The sequence below is a fragment of the Undibacterium sp. GrIS 1.8 genome, assembly GCF_040544445.1.
Taxonomy (GTDB): domain Bacteria; phylum Pseudomonadota; class Gammaproteobacteria; order Burkholderiales; family Burkholderiaceae_D; genus Undibacterium.
In genome coordinates this window covers 164,517-188,158 of the sequence record NZ_JBEONQ010000001.1, presented here as the reverse complement: position 1 = coordinate 188,158, position 23,642 = coordinate 164,517, and the positions used below count along the sequence as shown (strand labels likewise).

General features: G+C 48.7%; 18 protein-coding genes and 1 pseudogene. 11 read left to right on the top strand and 8 right to left on the bottom strand.

Annotation, left to right across the window (positions count from 1 at the left end; all coding sequences use genetic code 11):
- Window positions 1-67 precede the first annotated feature (67 nt).
- Both AAKU64_RS00810 and AAKU64_RS00805 read left to right on the top strand, forming a co-directional pair.
- Entirely contained in the window at window positions 68-943 is an 876-nt protein-coding gene (locus tag AAKU64_RS00810; RefSeq protein WP_322120767.1) for a hypothetical protein, read from the top strand.
- Between the two features lie 63 nt (window positions 944-1,006).
- Complete coding sequence (locus AAKU64_RS00805; protein ID WP_354360880.1) at window positions 1,007-1,966, top strand: AraC family transcriptional regulator; 960 nt, start codon at window positions 1,007-1,009, stop codon at window positions 1,964-1,966.
- Window positions 1,967-1,982: 16 nt separating this feature from the next.
- Here AAKU64_RS00805 and AAKU64_RS00800 read toward each other — a convergent pair whose 3' ends face one another.
- Window positions 1,983-2,252, bottom strand: coding sequence for a DUF2164 domain-containing protein (locus tag AAKU64_RS00800; protein WP_354360878.1), 270 nt, complete (start codon window positions 2,250-2,252; stop codon window positions 1,983-1,985).
- Between the two features lie 121 nt (window positions 2,253-2,373).
- Window positions 2,374-2,700 (bottom strand): hypothetical protein, encoded by a 327-nt coding sequence (locus AAKU64_RS00795; RefSeq protein ID WP_354360876.1) that lies wholly within the window; start codon window positions 2,698-2,700, stop codon window positions 2,374-2,376.
- Between the two features lie 186 nt (window positions 2,701-2,886).
- On the opposite strand from AAKU64_RS00795, the gene AAKU64_RS00790 reads away from it, so the two are divergent.
- Both AAKU64_RS00790 and AAKU64_RS00785 read left to right on the top strand, forming a co-directional pair.
- Entirely contained in the window at window positions 2,887-4,413 is a 1,527-nt protein-coding gene (locus AAKU64_RS00790) for an aminotransferase-like domain-containing protein (protein ID WP_354360874.1), read from the top strand.
- Window positions 4,414-4,606: 193 nt separating this feature from the next.
- The gene (locus AAKU64_RS00785; RefSeq protein ID WP_322121665.1) at window positions 4,607-5,944 is read left to right on the top strand and encodes a dicarboxylate/amino acid:cation symporter; all 1,338 of its coding nucleotides are present in this window, start codon (window positions 4,607-4,609) and stop codon (window positions 5,942-5,944) included.
- A 111-nt stretch (window positions 5,945-6,055) separates the two neighbouring features.
- On the opposite strand, the gene AAKU64_RS00780 is transcribed toward AAKU64_RS00785, so the two are convergent.
- Together AAKU64_RS00780 and AAKU64_RS00775 are read right to left on the bottom strand one after the other, a co-directional pair.
- Window positions 6,056-7,231 carry a GGDEF domain-containing protein gene (locus tag AAKU64_RS00780; RefSeq protein ID WP_354360872.1) on the bottom strand — a complete coding sequence of 392 codons (1,176 nt, stop codon included), beginning with the start codon at window positions 7,229-7,231 and terminating at the stop codon, window positions 6,056-6,058.
- A gap of 321 nt (window positions 7,232-7,552) precedes the next feature.
- On the bottom strand, window positions 7,553-8,842 hold the full coding sequence (locus AAKU64_RS00775) for a TCR/Tet family MFS transporter (protein WP_354360870.1): 1,290 nt from the start codon (window positions 8,840-8,842) through the stop codon (window positions 7,553-7,555).
- Window positions 8,843-8,931: 89 nt separating this feature from the next.
- On the opposite strand from AAKU64_RS00775, the gene paeA reads away from it, so the two are divergent.
- Both paeA and AAKU64_RS00765 read left to right on the top strand, forming a co-directional pair.
- Window positions 8,932-10,239: a polyamine export protein PaeA gene (gene paeA, locus AAKU64_RS00770; RefSeq protein ID WP_354360868.1), complete on the top strand. Its 1,308-nt coding sequence runs from the start codon at window positions 8,932-8,934 to the stop codon at window positions 10,237-10,239.
- A gap of 182 nt (window positions 10,240-10,421) precedes the next feature.
- Window positions 10,422-11,735 (top strand): Hsp70 family protein, encoded by a 1,314-nt coding sequence (locus AAKU64_RS00765; protein ID WP_354360866.1) that lies wholly within the window; start codon window positions 10,422-10,424, stop codon window positions 11,733-11,735.
- A gap of 187 nt (window positions 11,736-11,922) precedes the next feature.
- On the opposite strand, the gene AAKU64_RS00760 is transcribed toward AAKU64_RS00765, so the two are convergent.
- Window positions 11,923-12,525, bottom strand: a complete 603-nt coding sequence (locus AAKU64_RS00760) for a Spy/CpxP family protein refolding chaperone (protein WP_354360864.1) — start codon at window positions 12,523-12,525, stop codon at window positions 11,923-11,925.
- Window positions 12,526-12,834: 309 nt separating this feature from the next.
- On the opposite strand from AAKU64_RS00760, the gene AAKU64_RS00755 reads away from it, so the two are divergent.
- Window positions 12,835-13,563, top strand: coding sequence for a response regulator (locus AAKU64_RS00755; protein WP_354360862.1), 729 nt, complete (start codon window positions 12,835-12,837; stop codon window positions 13,561-13,563).
- Window positions 13,560-14,906: an ATP-binding protein gene (locus AAKU64_RS00750; RefSeq protein WP_354360860.1), complete on the top strand. Its 1,347-nt coding sequence runs from the start codon at window positions 13,560-13,562 to the stop codon at window positions 14,904-14,906. Before AAKU64_RS00755 ends, AAKU64_RS00750 begins: the two co-directional genes overlap by 4 nt.
- Window positions 14,907-15,275: 369 nt before the next feature.
- Here AAKU64_RS00750 and ygiD read toward each other — a convergent pair whose 3' ends face one another.
- Window positions 15,276-16,052: a 4,5-DOPA-extradiol-dioxygenase gene (gene ygiD / locus AAKU64_RS00745; RefSeq protein ID WP_354360858.1), complete on the bottom strand. Its 777-nt coding sequence runs from the start codon at window positions 16,050-16,052 to the stop codon at window positions 15,276-15,278.
- Window positions 16,053-16,264: 212 nt separating this feature from the next.
- Window positions 16,265-18,253, bottom strand: a complete 1,989-nt coding sequence (locus tag AAKU64_RS00740) for an acid phosphatase (protein ID WP_354360856.1) — start codon at window positions 18,251-18,253, stop codon at window positions 16,265-16,267.
- Window positions 18,254-18,742: 489 nt separating this feature from the next.
- Between AAKU64_RS00740 and AAKU64_RS00735 the strand changes: the two are divergent.
- Window positions 18,743-19,273, top strand: a pseudogene (locus AAKU64_RS00735) (outer membrane beta-barrel protein); the annotation flags it as partial.
- Window positions 19,274-19,536: 263 nt separating this feature from the next.
- The gene (locus AAKU64_RS00730; protein WP_354329363.1) at window positions 19,537-19,989 is read left to right on the top strand and encodes a DUF2721 domain-containing protein; all 453 of its coding nucleotides are present in this window, start codon (window positions 19,537-19,539) and stop codon (window positions 19,987-19,989) included.
- A 149-nt stretch (window positions 19,990-20,138) separates the two neighbouring features.
- Here the strand turns inward: AAKU64_RS00730 and AAKU64_RS00725 are convergent, their stop codons facing one another.
- Window positions 20,139-21,518, bottom strand: coding sequence for a hypothetical protein (locus tag AAKU64_RS00725; RefSeq protein WP_354329303.1), 1,380 nt, complete (start codon window positions 21,516-21,518; stop codon window positions 20,139-20,141).
- 380 nt (window positions 21,519-21,898) lie between these two features.
- Between AAKU64_RS00725 and AAKU64_RS00720 the strand changes: the two genes are divergently transcribed.
- Entirely contained in the window at window positions 21,899-23,557 is a 1,659-nt protein-coding gene (locus AAKU64_RS00720) for a long-chain fatty acid--CoA ligase (protein WP_354329301.1), read from the top strand.
- Window positions 23,558-23,642: the final 85 nt, after the last annotated feature.

The window sequence follows — 23,642 nt, the reverse complement described above, 5'->3', positions numbered from 1 at the left end:
TAGTCACCTTTCGGTTATCCTTGCCGATTCAGAATTTTTCGTTTTTACAGTCTGGCCTTATCTATAAATGAAGTTTTACTTAGAGCACAATCAAGATGAATTGGCGGTACCGGGCGAAATTGATTTGCATATTCGCTTTCGTCCAAGAAATGGCTTAGCAATCCTGCTGGCACTCTTGATTCACGCCCTGTTGCTTTATTTTATTCTCACGCATAAGACCGTTATTCAGAAGCAAGGCGAGACAGAAACACCCGCCGCCATCAATTTGATACTGGATAAAGCCACCGTAGCCAAAATGGCTGAGGGCGAAAAGCAAAAAGTCCCGAAAAAAGCCCCGCCTAAACCAAAGCAGGCGCAACCTAATCGCCCCAATAAGGCCATCACGCAGCCCAAAGAAACACCCGTAGTTGCTGCGGATACGCCAACACCCAACCCGGTAACACCGCCGCCAGACGCCGCCCCGCAACAAGATATGATGAGCATGCTCAACGCGGCTCGTGAGCGTCGTCGTGCGACAGAAGAAGCCGCCGCGCAAGAAAACGCCGATGCCGTCAAGCAAGGCAATAAAGGCATGAGTCCGCAAGAAGTTGCCGAAGCCAATGTCCGGCGCAGCATGCAACGGGCGAACGGACGTGAAGGCACTAGCGGCGTATTCGAGATCACGCATAAAAGTGTACGCATGGCGACGTTCACCTTCCGCGGATGGAAGCCAAGCAGACAAAACAGCTTCAAAAAAACCATCGAGGTCGATGCAGGATTGGGCGGCGATATCAACATAGCCATCATTCGTCGCATGATCGTGCTGATCCGCGAAGAATACCAGGGCGATTTCAGCTGGGAATCACGTCGCTTAGGACGGATTGTCAATCTCTCTGCACGTCCACAAGATACGGCGGAGTTAGAGAACTTTATGATGAAAGAGTTTTTCGAGGATAACCGCTAGTTACTCGTTGCGGCCTACAAATTGACGAGCATTTTTATTTTATTTTAAATGTGACAGTCACCCATGTCATCGCCACAAACCAGCCTCGCCGAATATTCTAAGCGCATGAACAAGGTGCTCAATTATATTGATGCACACCTTGATGCGCCGTTGGACCTGAATACGTTGGCTGAAGTCGCGCATTTTTCACCATTTCACTTTCACCGTATTTTTTCCGCCTGGATGGGCGAGACCTTGGGCGATTATTTGCGCCGCCGGCGTCTAGAGTCTGCTGCCGTAAAGCTGGCCGCTCAGCCGCGCTTGTCTATCTTAAGCGTGGCTTTATCCATCGGTTTTAGCTCAGGCGAAGCCTTTGCCCGCGCCTTCAAACTACAATTTTCTTGCTCACCCAGCGCATGGCAACGTGACACTACTCAACGATGGGCTACCGAATTAGCCAGTATAAAAAACCAGAACCGCAATTTGAGTCAGGTCGACCGCAATCCTGATCAGGCCTTGCAACATCAATTCGACCAAGATGGTATCTCCAAACTATCAATAAAGGAGAACCACATGGACGTCAAATTAGTTGAACTACCAGCGGCAAAGATTGCCTATTTACGCAAAATCGGACCTTACGGTATCGCAGTCAGTGAGTTTTGGAGAACCAGTTTTTATCCCTGGTTACTTGCACAAAATCTTGGCCCTCAACCTATTTATGGCATCGGGCTTGACGACCCTAGCGTTACTCCGGCAGACAAATGCCGTTATGACGCCGGAGTGGAGGTAGGGGCAGACTATGTCGCTACAGGACACGCCATGTTGACGACCTTGCCAGGTGGTCGTTATGCAGTGAGCAAATTTGTCGGTACTGTTGACGAGATCAGCGACGTATGGATAACGTTATTCAGAGGCTGGTTGCCCTCCAGCGGGCTACAGTGTGATGACCGCCCCTGTTTTGAATACTATCCGGTTGGCTCCAGTTTCGATGAAGTCACTGGCGTATTTGATTGCGAGTTATGCATCCCGGTGCGACCGTTATAAGGCCTGCTGGAAGGCACTATGAGCGACCGCGTCCGACTGATTTAGTCCAGTAACTAAACTCAGCTTCATAGCAAGTGCCATCCATCTCAGTCGTCTTTTCTTGCAGATAATTTTGGGCATCAGCAATCGCCTGATTGTAGATACTGGGGCCGATTTCTTGCAGACAAAAATCCAGAAATAGTTTGGCTTTGAGATCGCCCATGTCTTCTTCCAAATTCTCTGAGGCATAGCGACGGATGGAGCCGATCAGGCGTTCTTGTACTTCTGTTTTGAGTTTGATGGTCATGGAGTGGCGTGATAAATTGAAACGAATTGGACTGAAATGATTCAATCCAAATTTTAATTCGATCAAGCTTGATTTGCACCTTCAATTCAACACAACATTTAAAATTTTTACTTCTGAATAATCAATTCAGACGACGCCTGCCGGTGCTATTTGGTATGCGGCGGATTGCAATTGCTCTTAATATGCGCCAGAACCTGACGGCTATGTTGGGCTCCGGCAGTTGCATCAAAATCTCACTACGTTGTTGTGCATGGATTTGTATCCAGCCGCTGCGCTCTACGGTATATACGCAGCCTTCCGGCAGACTGATTTGTGTTGAATATACGTAAGCGTCTATGCCTGATGGGGCAGTTTGAATGGCGATCTGACCAAGACTTAAATGTAGCAACGTACCAGCCGCGACATAAACCTGGTAAGTCTGTTTGGACTGCAAGGTGGTGATATGCATGGTATTTCCTTATCTATCAATTCTCATCGGGTGAGTAACATCAGGATAGGCCACAGCAAGCACACATAACAGACACAAGAAAGTACAGACTGCATCGGTACAAGCCAGGTTTTTGGTATCTGTTATTGTGTCTATTCACCCTAACTGTATCTGTTCAGTCTGCATGGCTGAGAGGATCATCGTTGTATGCAAAAACACAGCACATTTCAAACACACACATCGGATCAGGGCGACGATTTACCATTGCCTTTATACCGGCGATTGGCAGCGCATTATTTATCGGCGATCAAGGCGGGCACCCTGGCCATCGGCGACCGTATGCCATCGGTACGTAAGCTGATGCAATTACATACGGTCAGCTTGTCGACGGCCTTGCAAATGTGTCGTCAGCTAGAAACGGAAGGTTGGCTGGAGGCGCGCCCGCGTTCTGGTTACTTTGTACGGCAGCCAAGACGTATTAATCTGGTGCCAGCGACAGAACCGGCAATCAATGCGCCCATCGATCCGGCACAGTTTGTCGGCATCCACGAGCGTGTATCTGCCATCATCTCGCAAGGTCAGCGGCCAATTAAAATCAATCTTGCCAGAGCGACAGGTGCACCTGACTTATATCCGCAAGAAGAGTTAAAAAATCTGGCGATACGTTTGCTACGCCATCGTCCACAATTATTGACCAAGGCGATCTCACCCGGTGGCAATAAAGAACTGAAAGCGGCTTTGGCGAAGCGTGCGCTAGGCATAGGCATGAGTATCAAGCCGGATGATGTAGTGGTAACGTTGGGCTGCATCGAGGCCTTAAATCTAGCGCTACGAGCTGTGGCACAGGCGGGTGACATCATTGCGGTGGAGTCGCCCACGTTTTACGGACTGCTGCAAGTGCTGGAGAGTCTGGGTATGAAGGCGCTGGAGATTCCAACCAGTCCGCAGACCGGCATCTCGATTGAAGCGCTAGAACTGGCAATGCAAACTTACGACAATATCAAGGCCGTGGTGGTGGTGCCGCATTTGCAAAATCCTTTAGGCAGCATTATGCCGGATAGCCACAAACAGCGGTTGGTCGCCTTATGCGAAGAGCAGCAAATCCCGCTGATTGAAGATGATTCTTACAGTGCCTTGGTCAAGGCTGACGCCGCACCGACCAGCGCCAAGCATTGGGATAAAACCGGCAACGTCATTTATTGTGCATCCCTGCATAAAATTCTGGCACCGGGTTTGCGGGTGGGCTGGATGGTGGCAGGACGCTGGCATGCGCGGGTCAGCATGCTGAAATATGCTCATACCCGTTACAACGAAGAATGGTCGCAAATTGTGCTGGCGGAATTTATTAACTCCAGCGCCTATGACCGTCACTTACGCCGTTTGCGTCAAATTCTGAGTCAGCAACGCGAGCGCACCGCAGAAGCTATTGCCGCGTATTTTCCTGAAGGCACGCGCCTGACGGTACCGGATGGCGGTATCTCTGTTTGGGTAGAAATGCCGCATCAACTGTCGTCACAGGCGGTATTTGAGGCGGCATTGGAACAAGGGATATTGGTTTCGCCTGGTTTGTTGTATTCCAACTCAAATCGTTTCAACCATTTTTTACGCTTAAATTGCGGTATGCATTTCACGCAGGAATTAGATAATGCGCTGCGCCAGCTAGGGCAAATCATCACGACGCTGGCACAGCGACAGCAGAGTAAGGATCGCCAGCAGCAACATGCTGCCGCTTAGAGGCGATTTGTCGCTAAGTAATCAACCTCAAAGATGTAAATACTTGTTCAGAGTGCAATCTTGTGGAAACCCACAATTGCCACGCCCTCTGCGATTTTTGATAATGTTATGAGTAAGGATAAAAATCCTCATCATTGTCATGGCAAAATCATCCACGCCATCGACTTACTATAACAATTATTGGAGACAGCAGATGAAGAAGCCACCGCTCTACCGGTCACTCTATTTTCAAGTGATCACCGCGATTATTCTCGGTGTTTTACTAGGTCATTACTACCCAGAATCCGGCGCTGCCATGAAGCCACTTGGCGATGGTTTTATTAAACTCATCAAGATGATGATCGCACCGATTATTTTCTGCACCGTGGTCGTTGGTATCGCTGGCATGGAAGACATGAAAAAAGTCGGCAAGACCGGCGGCATGGCCTTGTTGTATTTTGAAGTCGTCAGTACGCTCGCATTGATCATCGGCTTAGTCGTCGTCAACGTCTTGCAGCCGGGCGCAGGTATGAACGTCGATCTGAGCAAGCTCAACGCCAAAGAAGCCTTGGCCTATGCCGGTCCAGGTAAGTTACAAGGCATCGTTGAATACCTGATGGCGATGATCCCGAGCACGATTTTTGATGCCTTCGCCAAGGGCGATATTCTGCAAATTTTAGTCGTTGCGGTACTGTTTGGTTTTGCTTTGCATCGCTTTGGCGGTCGCGGTACTCTGGTGTTTGATATGGTCGAAAAGACTTCCCATGTCTTGTTCGTGATTGTTGGTTACATCATGAAGGCAGCACCAATCGGCGCTTTCGGTGCAATGGCATTCACCATCGGTAAATACGGTGTCGGCTCATTGCTGTCGCTGGGTTATCTGATGGCATCGTTCTATATCACTTGCCTAATCTTTATCTTTGGCGTGTTAGGTACCGTCGCTTATTTCCACGGATTTAGTATCTGGAAATTTGTGAAGTACATCAAAGAAGAATTGCTGATCGTACTCGGCACTTCTTCATCAGAATCCGCTTTGCCTGGCATGATTGCTAAGTTAGAAAAACTCGGCGTTAAAAAATCCGTAGTCGGCCTGGTGATCCCTACCGGTTACTCATTTAATCTGGACGGTACGGCGATTTATCTGACAATGGCCGCGGTCTTTATTGCGCAGGCGACCAACACGCCGCTGACTATCGGTCACCAGATATCTCTGCTGATATTTTTGTTAGTCGCCTCTAAAGGTGCTGCGGGCATCACTGGCAGTGGATTTATCGTCCTGGCGGCAACGTTGTCATCGACAGGCACGATTCCGGTTGAAGGTCTGGCGCTGATTTTGGGTATTGATCGCTTTATGTCAGAAGCCCGCGCATTAACTAATCTGGTCGGCAACGGCGTGGCAACGATCGTAGTTGCAAAATGGGGTAATGATGTCGACAACGTCAAAATGCAAAAGCGTTTAAATAACGATATGAGCGATGATGTTGATGCTTACAACGATGTTGAAGAACATAACAGCAAGCCTGTGAATTTGCATATGACGACCGGTCGCTAAAAACCTGATTCTCATGTTTGCCAGCTTGCTGGCAACGATCAGCGTATTAAGATAAAAAGGGATGAGCGACGTTTGCTCATCCCTTTTTTATTCACGGCAGCTACGTCTGTTTTACATCGTGGCGGTCTTGAAAGTCGACGCAATATTTAATGCCGATAGTGCCACAGCAGTTTGATTACGTCCCTGTTGTTTAGCCTGATACAGCGCCGCGTCAGAGCGCGCAATTGCCAGATCGATATTCGATTCTCCGGGGTACCAGACGCTGACACCGGCACTAAACCGCAACACGGCGTTATACGGTTCTAGCGGTGTGGATTCCAGCTCATCACGGACTCGTTGCAGGATTTTTAGCGTGCTGTCTTCGCTACCGGCTGGCAAGATCAGGCAAAATTCCTCGCCGCCATAGCGCGCAAGCACATCGGTTTTGCGGATCTGACTCTGGACTACTTGGGCAAATAATTTCAACGCCTGATCGCCTTGCTGATGCCCGAGAGTGTCATTCAATTTTTTAAAATAATCGATGTCTAACATGGCGACAAAGAGTGGCGATTTCTGACGCCGGGCGCGGTCAACTTCGCGCTCGGCGGCTAGTTCAAGCGCACGCCGGTTTAGTAAGCCCGTGAGAGGATCAGACATTGCTAGACGGCGATGTTCGTGCCAGGCACGATCCTGATGCAACAGCAAGAGACCAATATTAATCAAGATACCGGTGATAAAAGCCGACATCAGACTCAGCATGACCGACGCTTGTCTGAGGCTATCGCCAGCGGCACCATCAGGTATCCAGATGCGGCCGGCACGTCCGATAGCCGTCAACGAAAATATCGCAAAGCCGAGCATCAACAGATAACAAGAACGGTGAATACCTTCCTGCGGGTTGCTCAAGATGATGAGCACGCAGCGTGCTGATTGCACCGCCAGCATGAGGTTTAGTAATAGCGATGCCAGATCAGCTTCGTAATAACCTAGCGCGACAGCCGCCAGCGCGATTGCTACCGGGGCGTAAGTCAAGGTGGGATTATCAGGCGCGGAAAAAAATTTACACAAGCTAAGCAAAAGGCAGCTGATGCCAATGACGAAACCACAAAGTGCGATATGTCCGACCAGCGCCGGACTGAGCTTGCCGAGGGCAATAATAATGACCCACATCGCAACCTCAATCGTGCCAGCTACGGTCCATTGTGCGATGCCGTCACGGAAGCGACCGAAAAAGACAACCACCCGCATGACCAGCAGCAAGGTTTGCAGGATCAGAATACATAACACCAGAGTTTCAGTTTGGATCATGGAATATCGCCTGCGTGGGTCTAGATTGCGTTTACATCGAGTCTATATTTAACCTGGTTTGCCTACATCAATTTATTTTAAAGTATTCATCAAGCAATACATTATTACAATAGAACTTAGCCGAAGTTACTCAAACTTACGCAAAACCAATTGCGATACCATACCTGCACGAGCAGTAAACGCTAACGTTTCAGCAGAGTGATATTTAATATACTCCCATTATGTATATTAAATCGTCCAGAGAATCATTGGACAATCAGCCATTATTGATAAAAATGAGGGGGAGTATATTAAATCTTAAGCCTTAAGCTTAATTCAACATTAAGGTGAAACTACTTTGGATTTAGATAAATACCGTGTTGCTAAAACCAGCGCAATTGCCTGTACCACTGCCGCCATAAAAAACGGCGCTCCCAGCAAAATACTACCTTTGGCCTGATGGCTGACCTGTCCAAGTAGCGAAGTACCGGCCAGCGTTGCGCAGACACTCATGATGCTGGCCAGCGCGGTTAGCGAGCCCATCGCCGTGCCTTGCGAACGCGCATCAACCGCACGTGAGAACATCGCTTGCAATGCCGGACCAGTCGCAAACGCCAGCACGTTACACAAAATCAGCACATACATCATCCAACCCTGCGTCACCAAACCATACAGACTCAGCGACAGGCAGGACGATGTCAGTCCAAACATCACCGCGTTAGCATCACCGACCCGTTTGATATAGCGTCCCAAAAAGACACCTTGCATAATCACGCTGGAAATTCCGACGCAAAATAAAGAAAAGCCATTTTGCATTGGCGACCAGCCAAACCGCAATTCGGTCGAAAGCACCCAGGTAGTTTGCAAAGTAAACTGAGCAAACATGGTTAGCGCATACACCCATACCAAAGGCCCCACGCCGCGTAAATGTGCCAGACCCGACAAGCCAGAAAACGGATTAGCAGATTTCAAAGAAAAAGGTTTGCGATTAGCCGGCGACAAGGATTCTGGCAAAGAGAAGTAGCCATACACCACGTTCGCCAGCGAGACGATTGCTGCCAGATAAAATGGATAGTGAATGCTGGCTTCCCCTAACACGCCGCCTAATACCGGGCCGCAAATAAATCCCAGTCCAAACATCGCACCAATTTTACCTAAGGCTTTACTGCGTTCCGACGGGGCAGAAGAATCTGCAATATAAGCGCTGGCAACCGACAGATTGCCTGCCGTGACACCACCCAAGGCACGCACAAACAGCAACCAGAAAATAGAAGTCGCCAGGGTCATCAAGAGAAAATTCAAACCCAGACCGAACACACAAATCAGTAACACCGGGCGACGACCAAAACGGTCACTCAGCGCGCCGATAATCGGGGCGCAAAAAAACTGCATCACGCCATAAATCGCCACGATCAAGCCATACCAATAGGCTTGCATATCGGGTTGCGTTGTAAAACTGGCTACCAGTCGCGGCAGCACCGGAATGATCAGGCCGATACCTAAAATATCCAAAAATACCGTAATCAGGACAAAGCGGATATTCGTCGGCAAAAAGGACGGCGCAGCAGAAGTTGGCGGCTGCGGTTGCTGTGGTGATGTAGATTGGGTGGGGGAAGTGGATTCGGTACTCATGCAGTCGGGCTTTCTAGCGATTTTACAGAGGAACAATAGTATATGATTGTCGCTGGAAATTTCAGTATCGAACCAGTTTTGGAGTAAATATGGCTTTGTTTGACCACTTTTTGATCATTGTCTTGTTGGTCGCTATCAGTGCTTTTTTTTCTATGTCAGAAATTTCTCTCGCGGCGGCGCGCAGAGTCAAGTTGCAGATATTAGAAAGCGAGGGCGAATTACGTGCCGGACGTGTGCTTGAATTACAACGGCATCCGGGACATTTTTTTACGGTCGTACAAATTGGTCTGAACGCGGTCGCTATCTTGGGCGGTATTTTGGGTGAACAAGCCTTGACGCCGTATTTTGCCAGCGTGTTTCATTCAGTATTTGGATTAAACAGCTGGGTCGACACCGCGAGTTTTTTAACCTCCTTTATCTTTGTGACCTCCTTGTTTATTTTGTTCGCCGATTTAATGCCCAAACGGTTAGCGATGACCGCGCCAGAAACTGTCGCCATGGCCGTCGTTGTCCCGATGTTATGGTGCGTGCGCTTATTCAAACCGCTGGTCTGGTTATTTAATGGCTTGTCGATTTTATTTTTTAATCTGTTTAATGTCTCCACCACGCGTGACGATCAGATTACCTCCGATGAGATTTATGCCATGGTTGATGCCGGTGCCGAGGCTGGCGTATTGCAGGCGCGCGAGCATCATATGATCGGCAATGTATTTGAGCTGGAAAGTCGTACCGTACCGTCCGCCATGACCCAGCGCGACAGTATTGTGTATTTCAGTTTGCAAGACAGTGATGTAGTGATACGCCAGAAAATTGCAGAACATCCGCACACCAAGTTTTTGGTCTGTGACGGCCAGATTGATCACGTAGTCGGCTATGTTGAATCGAAAGACATTCTGAAACGTGTGCTGACCAATCAGGCGTTTTCTAAAGTACAAGAATTGTCGTTACGTACCGCATTGGTGGTACCGGACTCGCTCACCTTATCGGACATGCTGGAGCAATTTAAAGGCACGCGGGAAGACTTTGCCGTGATTTTGAATGAATATGCGCTGGTCGTTGGCGTGATTACTTTAAACGATGTACTCAGCACCTTGATGGGTAATCTGGTGCATCCGTTTATGGAAGATCAGATCGTCCAGCGCGATGCCAACTCCTGGCTGATTGATGGCGCCACGACGATAGAGGATGTCTGCCGAGCACTGCAAATCGACACTTTACCAGAGCAGGGTAGCTATGAGACTATTGCAGGCTTCATGATGACGATGCTCAAAAAAATCCCCAAACGGACCGATAGCGTGATGGTGAGCGGATACAAATTTGAGGTAGTCGATATTGATCATTATCGTATCGACCAGTTATTAGTAGTACGCATTAAAGTAGATGCCAGCACGCCATAGCAGCCTCAAGAAGTTCAGAAAACCGCGATAGCAGTACCATCAACGACAGTCTTACAACTAGTGAGCAGCTATAGAACTAGTTAGTTTTTCATGATGATCTCTGTGTTGAATGCTCTTGAAAGTGGTGATTGCTTGCATTGATTCGCTTTAATTTATTCCCCCGTTTTTTATTCAGGATTTACATGTTGCATGCTTGTGGAGTCGATTTCGGCACATCCAATTCAACCGTAGGTTGGCACCGCGCCGGTCAGACTCAACACGCTGGTCTGCCGAGTTCATCAGCAAATTTATCCTCGTTGCTGTCGCTAGAAGACGATAAAGTGACCTTGCCCTCCGTCGTGTTTTTTAACGCCGATGAGGACGAAGTCAGCTACGGTCGCGCTGCACTTTCTACCTACTTGTCTGGTTACGAAGGTCGCCTGATGCGATCGATGAAAAGCTTGTTGGGCACCAGCCTGATGGAAGGTCAGACCGAAGTGCAGGGACGGGCTTTGCCGTTCCGCCAACTGCTGGCGCAATTTATCGGTGAGCTAAAACGACGTGCCGAAAAATCTGCAGGGCAGTCTTTTAGTCAGGTCGTGATGGGACGTCCAGTCCATTTTATTGATGATGATAAAGCAGCCGATCGGATCGCACAAAACACGCTGGAAGATATCGCAAGGACTGCCGGGTTTAAGGACATTCAATTCCAGTACGAACCGATCGCAGCAGCGTTTGATTACGAGTCGCGTATTGATAAAGAAGAGTTAGTTTTAATCGCCGACATTGGTGGCGGTACCTCAGATTTTTCTTTGGTACGTTTGTCACCGGAACGCAGCAGCCGGATTGATCGGCTGGACGATATTTTAGGTAACGGCGGTGTGCATATTGGCGGTACCGATTTTGATAAATACCTGAGTCTGGCTTACGTGATGCCTTTACTCGGTTTGGGTGGCCGCTTGGGGAATAGTGATATTCCGTCGGGCTACTATTTTAATCTGGCAACTTGGCACACGATTAATTTGGTCTATACCCAAAAAGTCAGCCGTGAACTGCAAGACGTGTACCGCGAGATCAGTGATGCAGACTTGCGGATACGGTTCGAGCGTTTGCTCAATCTGGTAGAAGAGCGTGATGGTCACTGGCTGGCGATCAAGTCAGAAGAAGCTAAAATCCTGCTGTCGGATAACGATAAAATTGAATTAGCGCTGGAGCGCTTACGCACAAAATTACCTTCGTCTGCACCCTGCATATTAACGCTGGAGCAGCATGGGTTTCAACAAGCGATTTCTCATTTGATGACGCAAATTGGTGCGACGGTCAGTCAGGTACTAGCCGATGCGGGTGTGGCTGCGGCGGATGTGGACACGGTATTTTTTACCGGTGGTTCCAGCGGTGTGCGCGGGCTGCGTGACCGGATCGCAGCGATAGTGCCGGGCGCTAAAAAAGTCGAGGGAGATTTGTTTGGCAGCATTGGCTCTGGTTTGGCCTTGGATGCATCGCGACGTTTTGCTTAAATTTTAGTTCATGAACAAGGGTTACGGATTGAGGATTGATGATGAAGGCAGCAAATTAACAAAATAAAATATTCCAGAATATGAATAAAAAAAGGCTACGCAGATATGCATCCGCGTAGCCTTTTTTATGTACTAACTAATTTTAGTCTCCACAAAAATAGTGAGCAAAAACCGTTCGATATAAACCTTACTTTGCTGGCATCGGTGGATGATCAGGCATCGTGCCGTCTGGCATAGGCGGACGGTGCATACCTCCCATATCACCCATACCGTGCTGCATTCCATGACCGCCTTTACTCCAGCGATGCATCATTTGGCGATGGCTATCATCAAATATTTTTTGCTGTTCTGGTGTCAAGACCGCATAAAAAGTTTTGAGTGATGTCAGACGCGTTTGCATCATCGCCTCATGTTCTTTCAGTTTCTCCAGCATTTTTTCCATACGGGCAGGAGTGCTTAATTTATCCATTTCTTTATGATCTGGTCGCATCGCTTGCGTACCCGGCGGCATGCTTGGTTTCATCGACTCAATGAAGGTTTTCCAGGCAGGTTCTTGGGCTGCAGTGATCTTAAGCTTGTCATGCAATTCTGCGATATGTTTTGTCATACGCTCTTGCATTTTTTCAGCCCATTTAGCCTGATCCATCCCCGCTTTTTGATGCTGTGGCGGCGGTGGTACAGCAGCAGCCGATGTTGGTGCTGCTGGTGCTGTTTGGGCAGATACGCCGATGGCAATACACATGCTGATAGCGGCAAGCGCGATGGCGATCGGATTTTTTATTGGTGCCATGATGTTCCTCTTTAGATTACTACCAAGTAGTTGAATACGTTTTTGATAAGTCGCTCGTTGTGACTTCCACATGTGAATTCCACATGTGATTTGTGCATTTGACTTGCCTATGTGACTTGCACATGCGGCTTATGTTGGCGCAGTGATGTAACTGGCAAGTGTCGGCGGCAATCTGCTTTGTATCGCTGTGTAACAATCAGTGGCGAGAATGCGATCGGGTGTGTCGCATTGTGTCGTTCTCGGTTTATCATAACAAGACGATACAAAATCACATGCCTTCTTTGCAGTCAGGACTTCATAATACGAACCATGGATACTCCAAGCAAAATATTGATCGTTGATGACGATCGCGACATTCGTAGCCTGTTGGCCGACTATCTGGATGGTCATGGTTACTCCACTTTAATGGCTGCTGATGGCAATGCAATGTGGGCGGCCTTGGATAGCAATCAGGTTGATCTGGTGGTACTGGATTTAAATCTGCCTGGCGATGATGGCTTGACCTTGTGCCGTAACTTACGTGCTAAATCTATGATGCCCGTCATTATGCTGACGGCCAGAAGTGAGCCGCTGGATCGTATACTCGGCCTGGAGATGGGGGCAGATGATTATTTGCCAAAACCGTTTGAGCCACGCGAACTGTTAGCACGCATACGCAGCGTGCTGCGTCGCACTCAGTCTATGACATTGGGTAGCAATGGCGAGCAAGTGCAGCGCTTAAAATTTTCTGACTGGACACTTGATCTGAAGGCGCGCCATCTGGTCAGCCCGGAGGGCATGGTGATCGCTTTGTCCGGCGCAGAATTCCGCATGCTGAATATATTTTTAGATCATCCTAACCGCATCCTTAATCGTGATCAGTTGTTAAACATGACGCATGGCCGTGACGCTGATCCGTTTGATCGTTCTATCGATATTCAGATCAGCCGCTTGAGGCAAAAACTGCGGGAAGACGCACGCTCGCCACAAATTATTAAAACCGTACGCAACGGCGGCTATGTGCTATCGGTCAACGTCACGATGGAGCATGGAGCATGACCATTATCAAGTCGATGTCAGGCAGGATTTTTGGCATCCTGTTGCTGGGTGTAGTGAGTTCTACTGCGCTGACCTGGTGGCTGGCGTTTGGCGAACGTCAAAAAACCATAGAGCAATTCCGTGATTCACGTGCAGTAGAGCGCGCCGAGCAATTGCTGCTAGCGATGGATGCGCTGCCAGCAGCCAATCGCGATGCTTTTTTAGCGACTGCGCCACGCCTGGGTTTGCGGGTAACTACACTACCCGCAGAAGTCTCTAATGAAGGTCCGCGCTCTGCGTATGCCGCGGCCTTGAGTGAACGTTTAGGTAAGACATTTCAGGTTTTTTCTTTACCGCCAGAGTCGGAGGGATGTCTGAGTCTTCCGGCAGAAACAACCGCGTTAAAAGGCACGTGTGAAGAGTTGATTATCAAGCTGCATGACAGTACAACACTGCGTTTGACGGTACTGCCTCCGCGTGGACCACTGCCTCCTTTGCGTCCTGACTTCATCTTTTATTTATTTTTATTCTTGAGCTGTATCGCGGTACTGGCGTTTTTGGTATCGCGCATGACAGTAAAACCATTGCGCCAATTGGCACAAGCCGCGACCGATCTTGGTAAAGATATTAATCGCCCGGCTTTGCCTGAGGTCGGCACGACAGAAATCCTGCAAGCGACCAAAGCTTTTAACTCTATGCAAGGTCGCATACGCCAACACATCCAGCAACGCACTCACATGCTGGCAGCAATTACCCATGATCTGCAAACACCGTTGACACGTTTGCGTTTGCGTTTGGAAAAAGTCGGCGATACCGAGTTGCGCGATAAGCTGATCGGTGATTTGTCGGCGATGCAAACTATGGTCAAAGAAGGTCTGGATCTGGCGCGCAGTATGGACAACAATGAATCGCTGCGCCCTCTTGATCTGGATTCGCTGCTTGATAGTGTCTGTGCCGATGCCGCCGATGCCGGACAGGAAGTCAGTTTCAACGGCAAATCTGGTATCACCGTCATGGCCAGACCACAGGCATTGCGTCGTTGTCTGACCAACCTGATTGATAACGCAGTCAAATATGGTCATCACGCCAAAGTCACCTTAGAAACCAGCAGCGATACCGGCATCAAATTGATGCACGTCTTCATCCGCGATGGTGGCGCTGGCATTCCGGCAGATCAATTACAAAAAGTGTTTGAGCCGTTTTACCGCACAGAGACATCACGTTCACGCGATACCGGCGGTACCGGATTAGGTTTAACTATCGCCCAAAACATCGCCCAGCAACATGGCGGCAGTGTGCAGTTAGCTAATTTAAGCGAAGGTGGATTAGAAGTGAAGCTGACACTGCCGGCTAAACCAGCTTAAGGATCTGGCTGAAGTGTCTGGTTTAAGTAGTCAGCTCAATTAGCCATCTAAACTAGCCCGCGTAAGCACTCATTAGTGCGTCATTCCGGCATGGGTTTAGCCGGAATCCAGTGACGTTTTTTGCGCGACCACTTGGCCTCCAAGTTGCTATCCCATTCTCAGAATAACGACACGGGATTCCAGCTAAACCCACGCTGGAATGACATTCGAAAGAATTAAGCTTTCAGCAAAAATCATCAAAATTCAATCCGAACACAAGCACGAATTAAGATTACTCCCACTGGGTATATTTTAATTGTCCAGATAAAACCTGGACAATTAGCCATATTGACTAAAAATAATGGGGAGTATATAGATCTCCTCGTTAAATCAAGCCACTACCACCGACATCATACTAATCGCGCCCAGCTCCATTCCCTCGGTCGTAATTTCCAATTGATCTTCTGCCGTTTTTGCCCCCAGCACATACAACAAGGGCAAAAAGTGTTCTGAGGTTGGTACCGACAAACTGGCGTCTTGTCCCAAGGCGGTGTAGTTCACCACCGTATCAAAATCGTCGTCCAGCATGGCTTGCTTCATCGCTTGATTAAAGCGCACGGCCCAGTCGTAACCGAGCGACTGCGGGTCCATGCGGCGCAGATTATGCACCACATTGCCGCTACCGATCACCATCACACCCTCTTCACGCAAGGCAGCTAATTTGCGTCCCAGCTCAAAATGGAAAGCCGCTGGCTGGGTCACATCCAAACTCAATTGCAGCACCGGAATATCGGCAGCGGGATAAGCTTTGATCAACACAGACCAGGTGCCATGATCGAGCCCCCATTGCTGATCTAAAAACACCGGCAGCGGTGCCAATAAAGCCGCAACCCGCGCAGCCAATGCCGGATTACCAGGTGCGGGATAACGCACATCAAACAAGGCTTGCGGAAATCCGCCAAAGTCATGGATAGTCTGCGGCGCAGCCATCGCCGTCACCGCCGTGCCACGTGTAGTCCAATGCGCCGACACCGATAAAATGGCCTTAGGACGCGGAAAACGTTGAGCAAGCGCGTACCACTCCTTGGTATAACGATTATCTTCCAATGCATTCATCGGGCTGCCGTGGCCGAAAAAAATTGCTGGCATACGAGTGCTTACGGACATCCTTATTCTCCTGAGTGTTGACTGATTTTTAGGAGTATGTCGGATTTTGAACAAGTCCGTGTGCGGGGTAGACTGATGGCGGTGTGCATGATCATCGAGTAGGCGCGTACCACTTCACTTTTTGTAGCTCAGTAATCATGCGATTACGTTCCGCTAATCGCACCTACCCGCACCTGCCACCCAGCTATTTTCTTAAGCAATTAAACGCTCAACTATGCACCCAAGCGTAACTGCAAACCCGTGTCGGTATAAATCGGTGTGGCGCTAAAACCATCGACGACGATGCTGGTAAATTTACCTTTAAAGCTTGCCGCGGTGATGATGTTCAGCGTGTCGCCGACGGCTGGTTTATAGCCGTTTTGAAATTTAATACGCAGGGTGCCGCCAGCAATAGTGATGACGCCAGTGGCGGTCAACCGGCCTTGCTGGCCGCTGCCCAAATCCAGCTCCAGAGTGGTGTTAGCCAACTGCGTATATTTTCCAGAGACGGTAGTTGCACCTGTGGCGTTGCTCACCAATGTGCCGCCGCTGACATACACATCGCCTTTGCCCAAAGCAGATACCGAGTCCGCTTCTAATACGCCTGCGTTCACTTCTGTGCCGCCAGTCCAGCTATTGTTGCCTGTCAGTTTTAAAGTGCCGCTGCCTTGCTTGAGTAATTTACCCGCGCCAGAGATGTCATTGCGCCAGCTATCCATTGCGCTGAAGCCACCCTGGCTGGCGTCCATCACAACCACCACATTGCCGGTAAATACGCCATAACCATCTGCTGCCGCGAACAAATTCAAGCGCCCCCAACCTTCTGCATCGTCCATCACCGGGTAGCCGGATGCAATCGCAGTGGTTTTTAAGACGACTCGGCGTTGCACATCGCTCAGGTACGGCAAGCGGGTTTCCAGCAAAGCTTCTGCACCTTTTGGTACCACGGCAGGCGTAGTGGTTGCAGCAATTGGTGCAAAGCTGTAAGTCATGCGGCGCAGGTAATTTGCCTTGTTCGTCGCGTAATCGGCAAAGCGATCGGTGGCAACGGTACCGGAATGGGCAAAGGCATTAAAGGTATCGCTGCTGGTGCTGGTTTGCGCCATCAACGTGGCGTGCGCCTGCGTGACGGCGGCGGCTTTTTTAGTCGCGTTGGCGGGATCGACTAAATTGGCAGCGACCACTGCCTGGCCTTGCATACGACCGCTGATGACGTCCAGCGGCGAGTGCATACCAGCGAGAATCCGGTTTTCGCCCAATTCCAGACCGCGCGTCAGAATCTCTTGAAAACGTTCCGGGACGGCGTACGCCATCGCCACGGTGTCACGCGTTGCCTCGGCTGAGTGGCCACTGGTAAAACCGCCATCAGTCGGCGGCGTGTTGCTTTTTGCCGGAACTAATGCAGGCACAACGACGACGCTACTGCTCCAGCGGTAAGGCCGGGCATACTTATAAAAGCGCTTGGCCGGTTCGGTAGAGCCATTATTACTCATCGCACTGATGAAATCGACCACGCTACCAAATGCGGCATTGGCACTGCCACCGACGCCGATATTATTCCCGGTATCGTTATACAAAACCGTTGTCGCATCGGCTGCAATTGCAGTAATACTGGTCGTTTGCTGCGCCGCTGCACGCCAGGCCGTCGTCAGCGGCCCCATACCGTCACTGACGCTATAACCCTTGCCACGTCGATCATCCAGATACGCAGCCAACTCTTGCGCTGGTGTACGCGCCATCGTTGCCGTCACCACATATTGGATATTGGCATTGTGTACGGCACTGTTCAAAATCGTGCCGCCCGCTGTGCCATCATTTGGCAGGCCAGTCCAGACCGAGGGAATCACAGCAGGGAAATTACCAACTGCCGGAGCAGAAACACCCGCATCCACAATGTCCGTCAGCGGTTGCCAGATGGTTTTAAAACCTGCCAGCACGCGCACACCCGCATTGGTATCCAAGGTCGCATAGCGCGCATCACCACGCTGATTGCTCGCCACATTATCGACAAACGCCGGCACCGACGCCAGCACCGGCGCAGTATCAACAAAACCTAAATCAGCAGGTGCTGACGGCACCACCAAAGCTACATCCGCTTGGGCAGAATTGCTAGTGCTATCGCTATTGCTACCACCACAAGCAACCAGCGCAAGCGCCGCACTAATCGCCAATACTAGCGGAAGTTGACGTGGGAAGCGACGAACAAGATCAGGGTTTTGCATGACAAGGCCTTGAATAAAATGACAGGTTAAAAACGCGTCATGGTAATTCGTAGTTATGACCTATTGATGACCTAAGGGGGTGGCGTTTGAGATTGTCGATTGCGTAGAATTTTACTTTTCTTATTAAACACATATTGATCAAAGCTAAAGATAAGAACACAAATTTAAACCGCATTTTGCATTACTCGAATGTGGCATCGAGAATAGCTTAGATGCGCCGAAACATATCAAGCATTGATAATAATTTGATAATGTTGGATAATACACGGCTACGTTTTTAGGTGGCATTAAATAACTTGGTTTAGCAAATTTACAGCTTGCAAGTGCTTCTTAGCAGTAACCTAATTTCGCGTATGGCTGAACTTAAGAAAATTATTAAAATTAAAGGACTAAATGAAACACATAGTATTTACTTTGATGAGCATTCCATGTGCCATGATTTCAATGGTTGCAAATGCGGAAGACACTAATCATTAGGTCGGAGTTGGTTTAGGTCAATCATCCTATAGCGTTGACTATGGCTACGGTATAGATGAAACAAAAAATGAAAAGTCGACAGGAGCAATTTTCTTTGCTGGAGTTGAATTTAACCCTTACTTCGCTATTGAAGGTGGCTATGGCAAGCTAGGCAACGCCACTCTCATTAAAAATGTACTTAGTGCCTCTGCTGATGGGAGATTTTCAGTGGGACCATACAAAGGTGAAACCACAGCACTCTACGCCTCCGCCAAAGCTAAGCTAAAGATAAACGAATTATTTTCCATCTACGGAAAGTTAGGGGTGTCAAGAAATAGCACGAGTTGTTTTAAGAGTGTTGATTTGCCAATGCAAGCAAATGTTGCCACAACCCTAGTTTACAGTTCAACATGCCATACAACAGGGGTTTTTTCTGCCTTTGGTGCCGAGTATAAAATAACGGAAAATACAGCTGTTGGCGCTGAGTATACTAACTTTAACAGGATTTTACCTTTCTCCAGCCATGCGAATTTACTTTCGTTAAATGTTCATTTCTACTTTTGATATCGTGTGTTTTTGCTTGTATTGCACAAGAAGTAAATTCACAATTAATGAATCCTAGTTGGTTAAACTCCCCGATTCGCGGGGGATTTAATTTTGCGAATATCGGTTCTTAACAAAAGGTAGCTAACTATTTGTCAAACGTCTGACCGGGTGTTTAATCAGCAAGAGTCTCCTGCATTTTCTTTTTGCGATTTTTAATATGTTCCTTTGCACATTTTAGGCTGCTAAAATTCCAGCACAATAAAAACTAAGGAGCTAACTTGATTAATCTGCAACTAGGCGATGTCAGCCATATCATTCAACTTGCTATTGCCCCGGTCTTTTTACTGACAGGCGTTGGTACTAATCTGACCGTACTTACTAACCGTCTGGCGCGGATTATTGACCGATCCCGTGTGCTGGAAGACTTGCTGCAGGTAAGGGGTAACGTCACTCAAAAACCAGGTTTGCGCGAGGAGCTCAACGAGTTATATGAGCGCTCGCATCTGATCAACCGGGCGATCACTCTCAGCACTTCTTGTGCGCTGCTGGTTTGTCTGGTGATCGCTGCTTTGTTCGCAGGCGATGCCACCGATTTACGCCTGGATACACTGATTGCTGTCTTATTTGTGTGTGGTATTTTGTCTTTAGTCGGTAGTTTTATTTATTTTCTGCGAGAGATTTTTGTCGCGACTAAAACCCTGACCAGGCAGCGTGAGCATGGCTTGAAGGACTGAGCTTTAAATACATTTTTTACTTCAGTTATTTCAGTTGTGTACAGATACAGCGACTGTTTTCAATCCGTAGTCCATAAAAAAACAATAGTCTGTTTTAGTGGTAACGGCAGCAGTAACAACTGCCGTTACGTGCTATTGGTAAAAAAACTTTAGGGCGTTACTTGTACGATCAAATCAATCGATGCCGTGCCAGGGTTGTCGATGGTAATTGGTTGATAGCCGGCACTAACTCTGAAAACTAATATTGTCTTAGCTGTGACCGTCGGTGCGATAAAACCCGCGTTGCTGGAGTTGGCACTTGCCAGTACGACACTTGGCCCGGATATTTGCGTCCAGCTAAAATACACGTTATGCCCTGATGCTGCTGAGGTAGCTGACACGGATAGAACGGCGCTGTATCCAGACGATATTGTTTGGGTAGGTACATAGGACGTCAATGCAATAGGTGTCAGACTATCCACAAAATAAGCGACATCTACTTGTTGTACGGGCTCGCTGGAATTGCCATTGGAATCTATTGGTGCGTTTGATGCGTTGAGGGTGAACAAGAAGGCTGTTCTGCTCACAATATCACTTGGTAGTGCGATCGTGACAATACTACTGTTGGGATTACTAATGGTTACAGTCGGACCAGATTTTTGCTTCCATAAAAAATAAATCGTACCTGTGGTGACTTGGTTACCGTTGACATCATAGCGCGTTGTTTTGCTACCATCTAAATTCACTACCGCACCAGCTTGTACCAGGCCACCGCTGTATGAAATAGGGACAATCGTTGGCTTGACCACGGGATTGATGGTGACGGTCTGTAACGCAGTTCCAGTTTTTTGTTTGTCATCGGTCACCCGGCATTGCAGTGTTACTGCGGTGGCAGTGGTGACGATGGGTGCAGTGAAATCTGTCGTTGCATTGGACGGGGCGGTGATGTTGAGGCTGAGCCCTGCCGCGTCATTTACTACCCATTGATAAGCGTATGAGCCAGTGTTGGAGGTGCCGCCGCTACCTGTGCAGCTTAAACTTGCTTTACTCCCCGATGTCACATTAGACGCACCGCCTACGGTGGCAACCGGATTGAGTGTGACGGAGGCTTCTTGCCCGACGACTAAATTTGCGCTGCTACTGGTAGTATTATTTTTTGAATCGACCACCGTTACCGTCAGTTGATACGTGTAATCAGCGGTCAATTTGGCGGGTGGCGTGATCTGTAATACACAGGTCCAGTCGTTTCCAGAAGCACTCTTGGTGACGGTTTTACAATCGGTATTGCCAGTGGCAGCAAGCGCGCTCGCACCGAGAGTCAGCGGGGTGATACGCCAGGACATGGCACTGATAGGAGCTGCACTGCTATTGGTTTGAGCAGTAAACGTGATTGGATCACCAGTAATCACTTTGGCAGGGCCGGCCACGCTAATCGTAACCGGAGAACTACCTGAAGCCGTGGTGGAAGAACCACCACCGCACGCCGATAAGACTGCGCAAAACACAGCGCAAAGCAGGAATGGGGAAAACCGGTAAAAAAATGAAGACACATTAACTCCGTGTAAAAGGAAGTTCGAAAGGACGCTCGAAAGTAAGCTTGATATCGCTTTGTTAAATACAAATAAGCGCAGAGATGCTTTAGTAAGGACAGGCGTTGCAACGCAACTGAGGCGATTTTGGATCAGTCCTAAAACATACAAATACAAGCAAAGCGCATACCTCATTGTAACTTTAGCAGTCACAAATTAAAAACAGCTTGGTACTTCTTTGCGCGCTTATACAAAAATTAACAATCTGAAGGCAATGAACAGAGTTGCCTGTAAAAATTTACGAACGACCGTGCAAAAATCAATTAGGTGTGGCACTCTAATGAAATAATAATTATTCCATTTGCATATCCTCATATTAGCAATCACACCGGAGACAAGGTATGAACACGACTCACTACGCCCATTGGCCGACTGGCTTGCCGCATTTTTTAACGGCACCAGAGACCAGCGTCTATGCCAACCTGCAAATCTCGGCGCAGCGTTATCCGAATAAGCCAGCAATTATTTTCTATGACAGTGTCTTGACGTATGCCGAGTTGCATGCGGAAGTCTTGGCGCTGGCAGGTTATTTGCAGCAAGTATGTGGCGTGCAGCGCGGCGACCGGGTATTGCTGGATATGCAGAATTCGCCACAATTTATTATTGCCTATTACGCCATCATGCGCGCCGATGCGATGGTGGTGCCAGTCAATCCTATGCTGATGACCGACGAGTTATCGCATTACATTGCGGATAGTGGTGCAAAAGTCGCGTTGGCATCACAAGAAATTTTCTCTCGTATGTTGCCACTGGTTGGCACTACGGGTTTGCAGCACGCTATTGTGGCAACTTACTCTGATCATCTGACCAAGGAAACCAGCTTGAGCGTGCCAGATTTTGTGCGCGCACCACGCGACGTGCCGGTGCAAGCGGGTGTAGTGACGTGGAAAGACGCTGTCGCTGCCCAACAACAACCTGGCGCTCATCTGGCTAGCTCTGACGATCTGGCATGTATGCCGTACACCTCAGGTACAACCGGTAAACCTAAAGGCTGTATTCACACCCATCGCTCGGTGATGTTTAATGCGGCTGCCAGTCCGGTATGGTCAGGCTCCGTGTTGCCAAACCATGTGGCCCTGGCGGTACTGCCGTTTTTCCATGTGACAGGTATGCAGTCAGTCATGAACAGCATGATTTTTTGTGGCGGTAGTCTGGTGATTTTGCCACGCTGGGACAAAGATGTTGCAGGTCAATTAATCACCCGCTACAAAGTCACTAACTGGACGGTAGTGCCGTCGATGATGATCGATTTTTTATCTAATCCTCGTCTGGCGGAATACGATATCTCCGGGTTAAACCGCGTCTCTGGCGGTGGTGCTGCAATGCCAGCGGCGATTGCGCAAAAGCTGCTGGAATTATCCGGTCAGGTATATATGGAAGGTTATGGCTTGTCGGAAACCATGGCGCCATCGCACCTCAATCCACCACAACGGATGAAGCAGCAATGTCTGGGAATTCCGCATTTCAGCACCGATTCGCGCATCGTTGACCCAACCACTTTGAAAGAAGTTAAACAGGGGGAAACCGGCGAGATCTGGATTAACGGTCCGCACGTATTCCAAGGCTATTGGAACGATCCGCAAAAAACTGCCGATTCGTTTGCCGAGCTGGATGGAGTACGTTTCTTCCGTAGCGGCGACTTGGGTTATATGGACGATGAAGGATTTTTCTTTTTCACTGATCGTCTAAAACGCATGATTAACGCCAGCGGTTTTAAAGTCTGGCCTGCAGAAGTCGAGTCGATGATGTATCAACATCCCGCCATTCAAGAATGCTGCATTATTGCTGCGCGTGATGCATATCGTGGCGAAACCGTTAAAGCGATCGTCGTCAAAAAACCGGGCACGGATGTGACTGGTGAAGACATCATGGCGTGGGCGCATGAAAAAATGGCTGCCTATAAAGTACCGAAGTTTGTCGAATTTGTAGATAGCTTGCCAAAGTCGGGAACCGGCAAAGTCATGTGGCGCGCATTGCAGGAAAAAGAAGCTGCAAAGTAAGCTTCGAACTCAGCTAATTTATACGTAAAAAACGCCGCAATGATTGCGGCATTTTTTATTGTAAGGTGATTTTGTGCCGCTATTT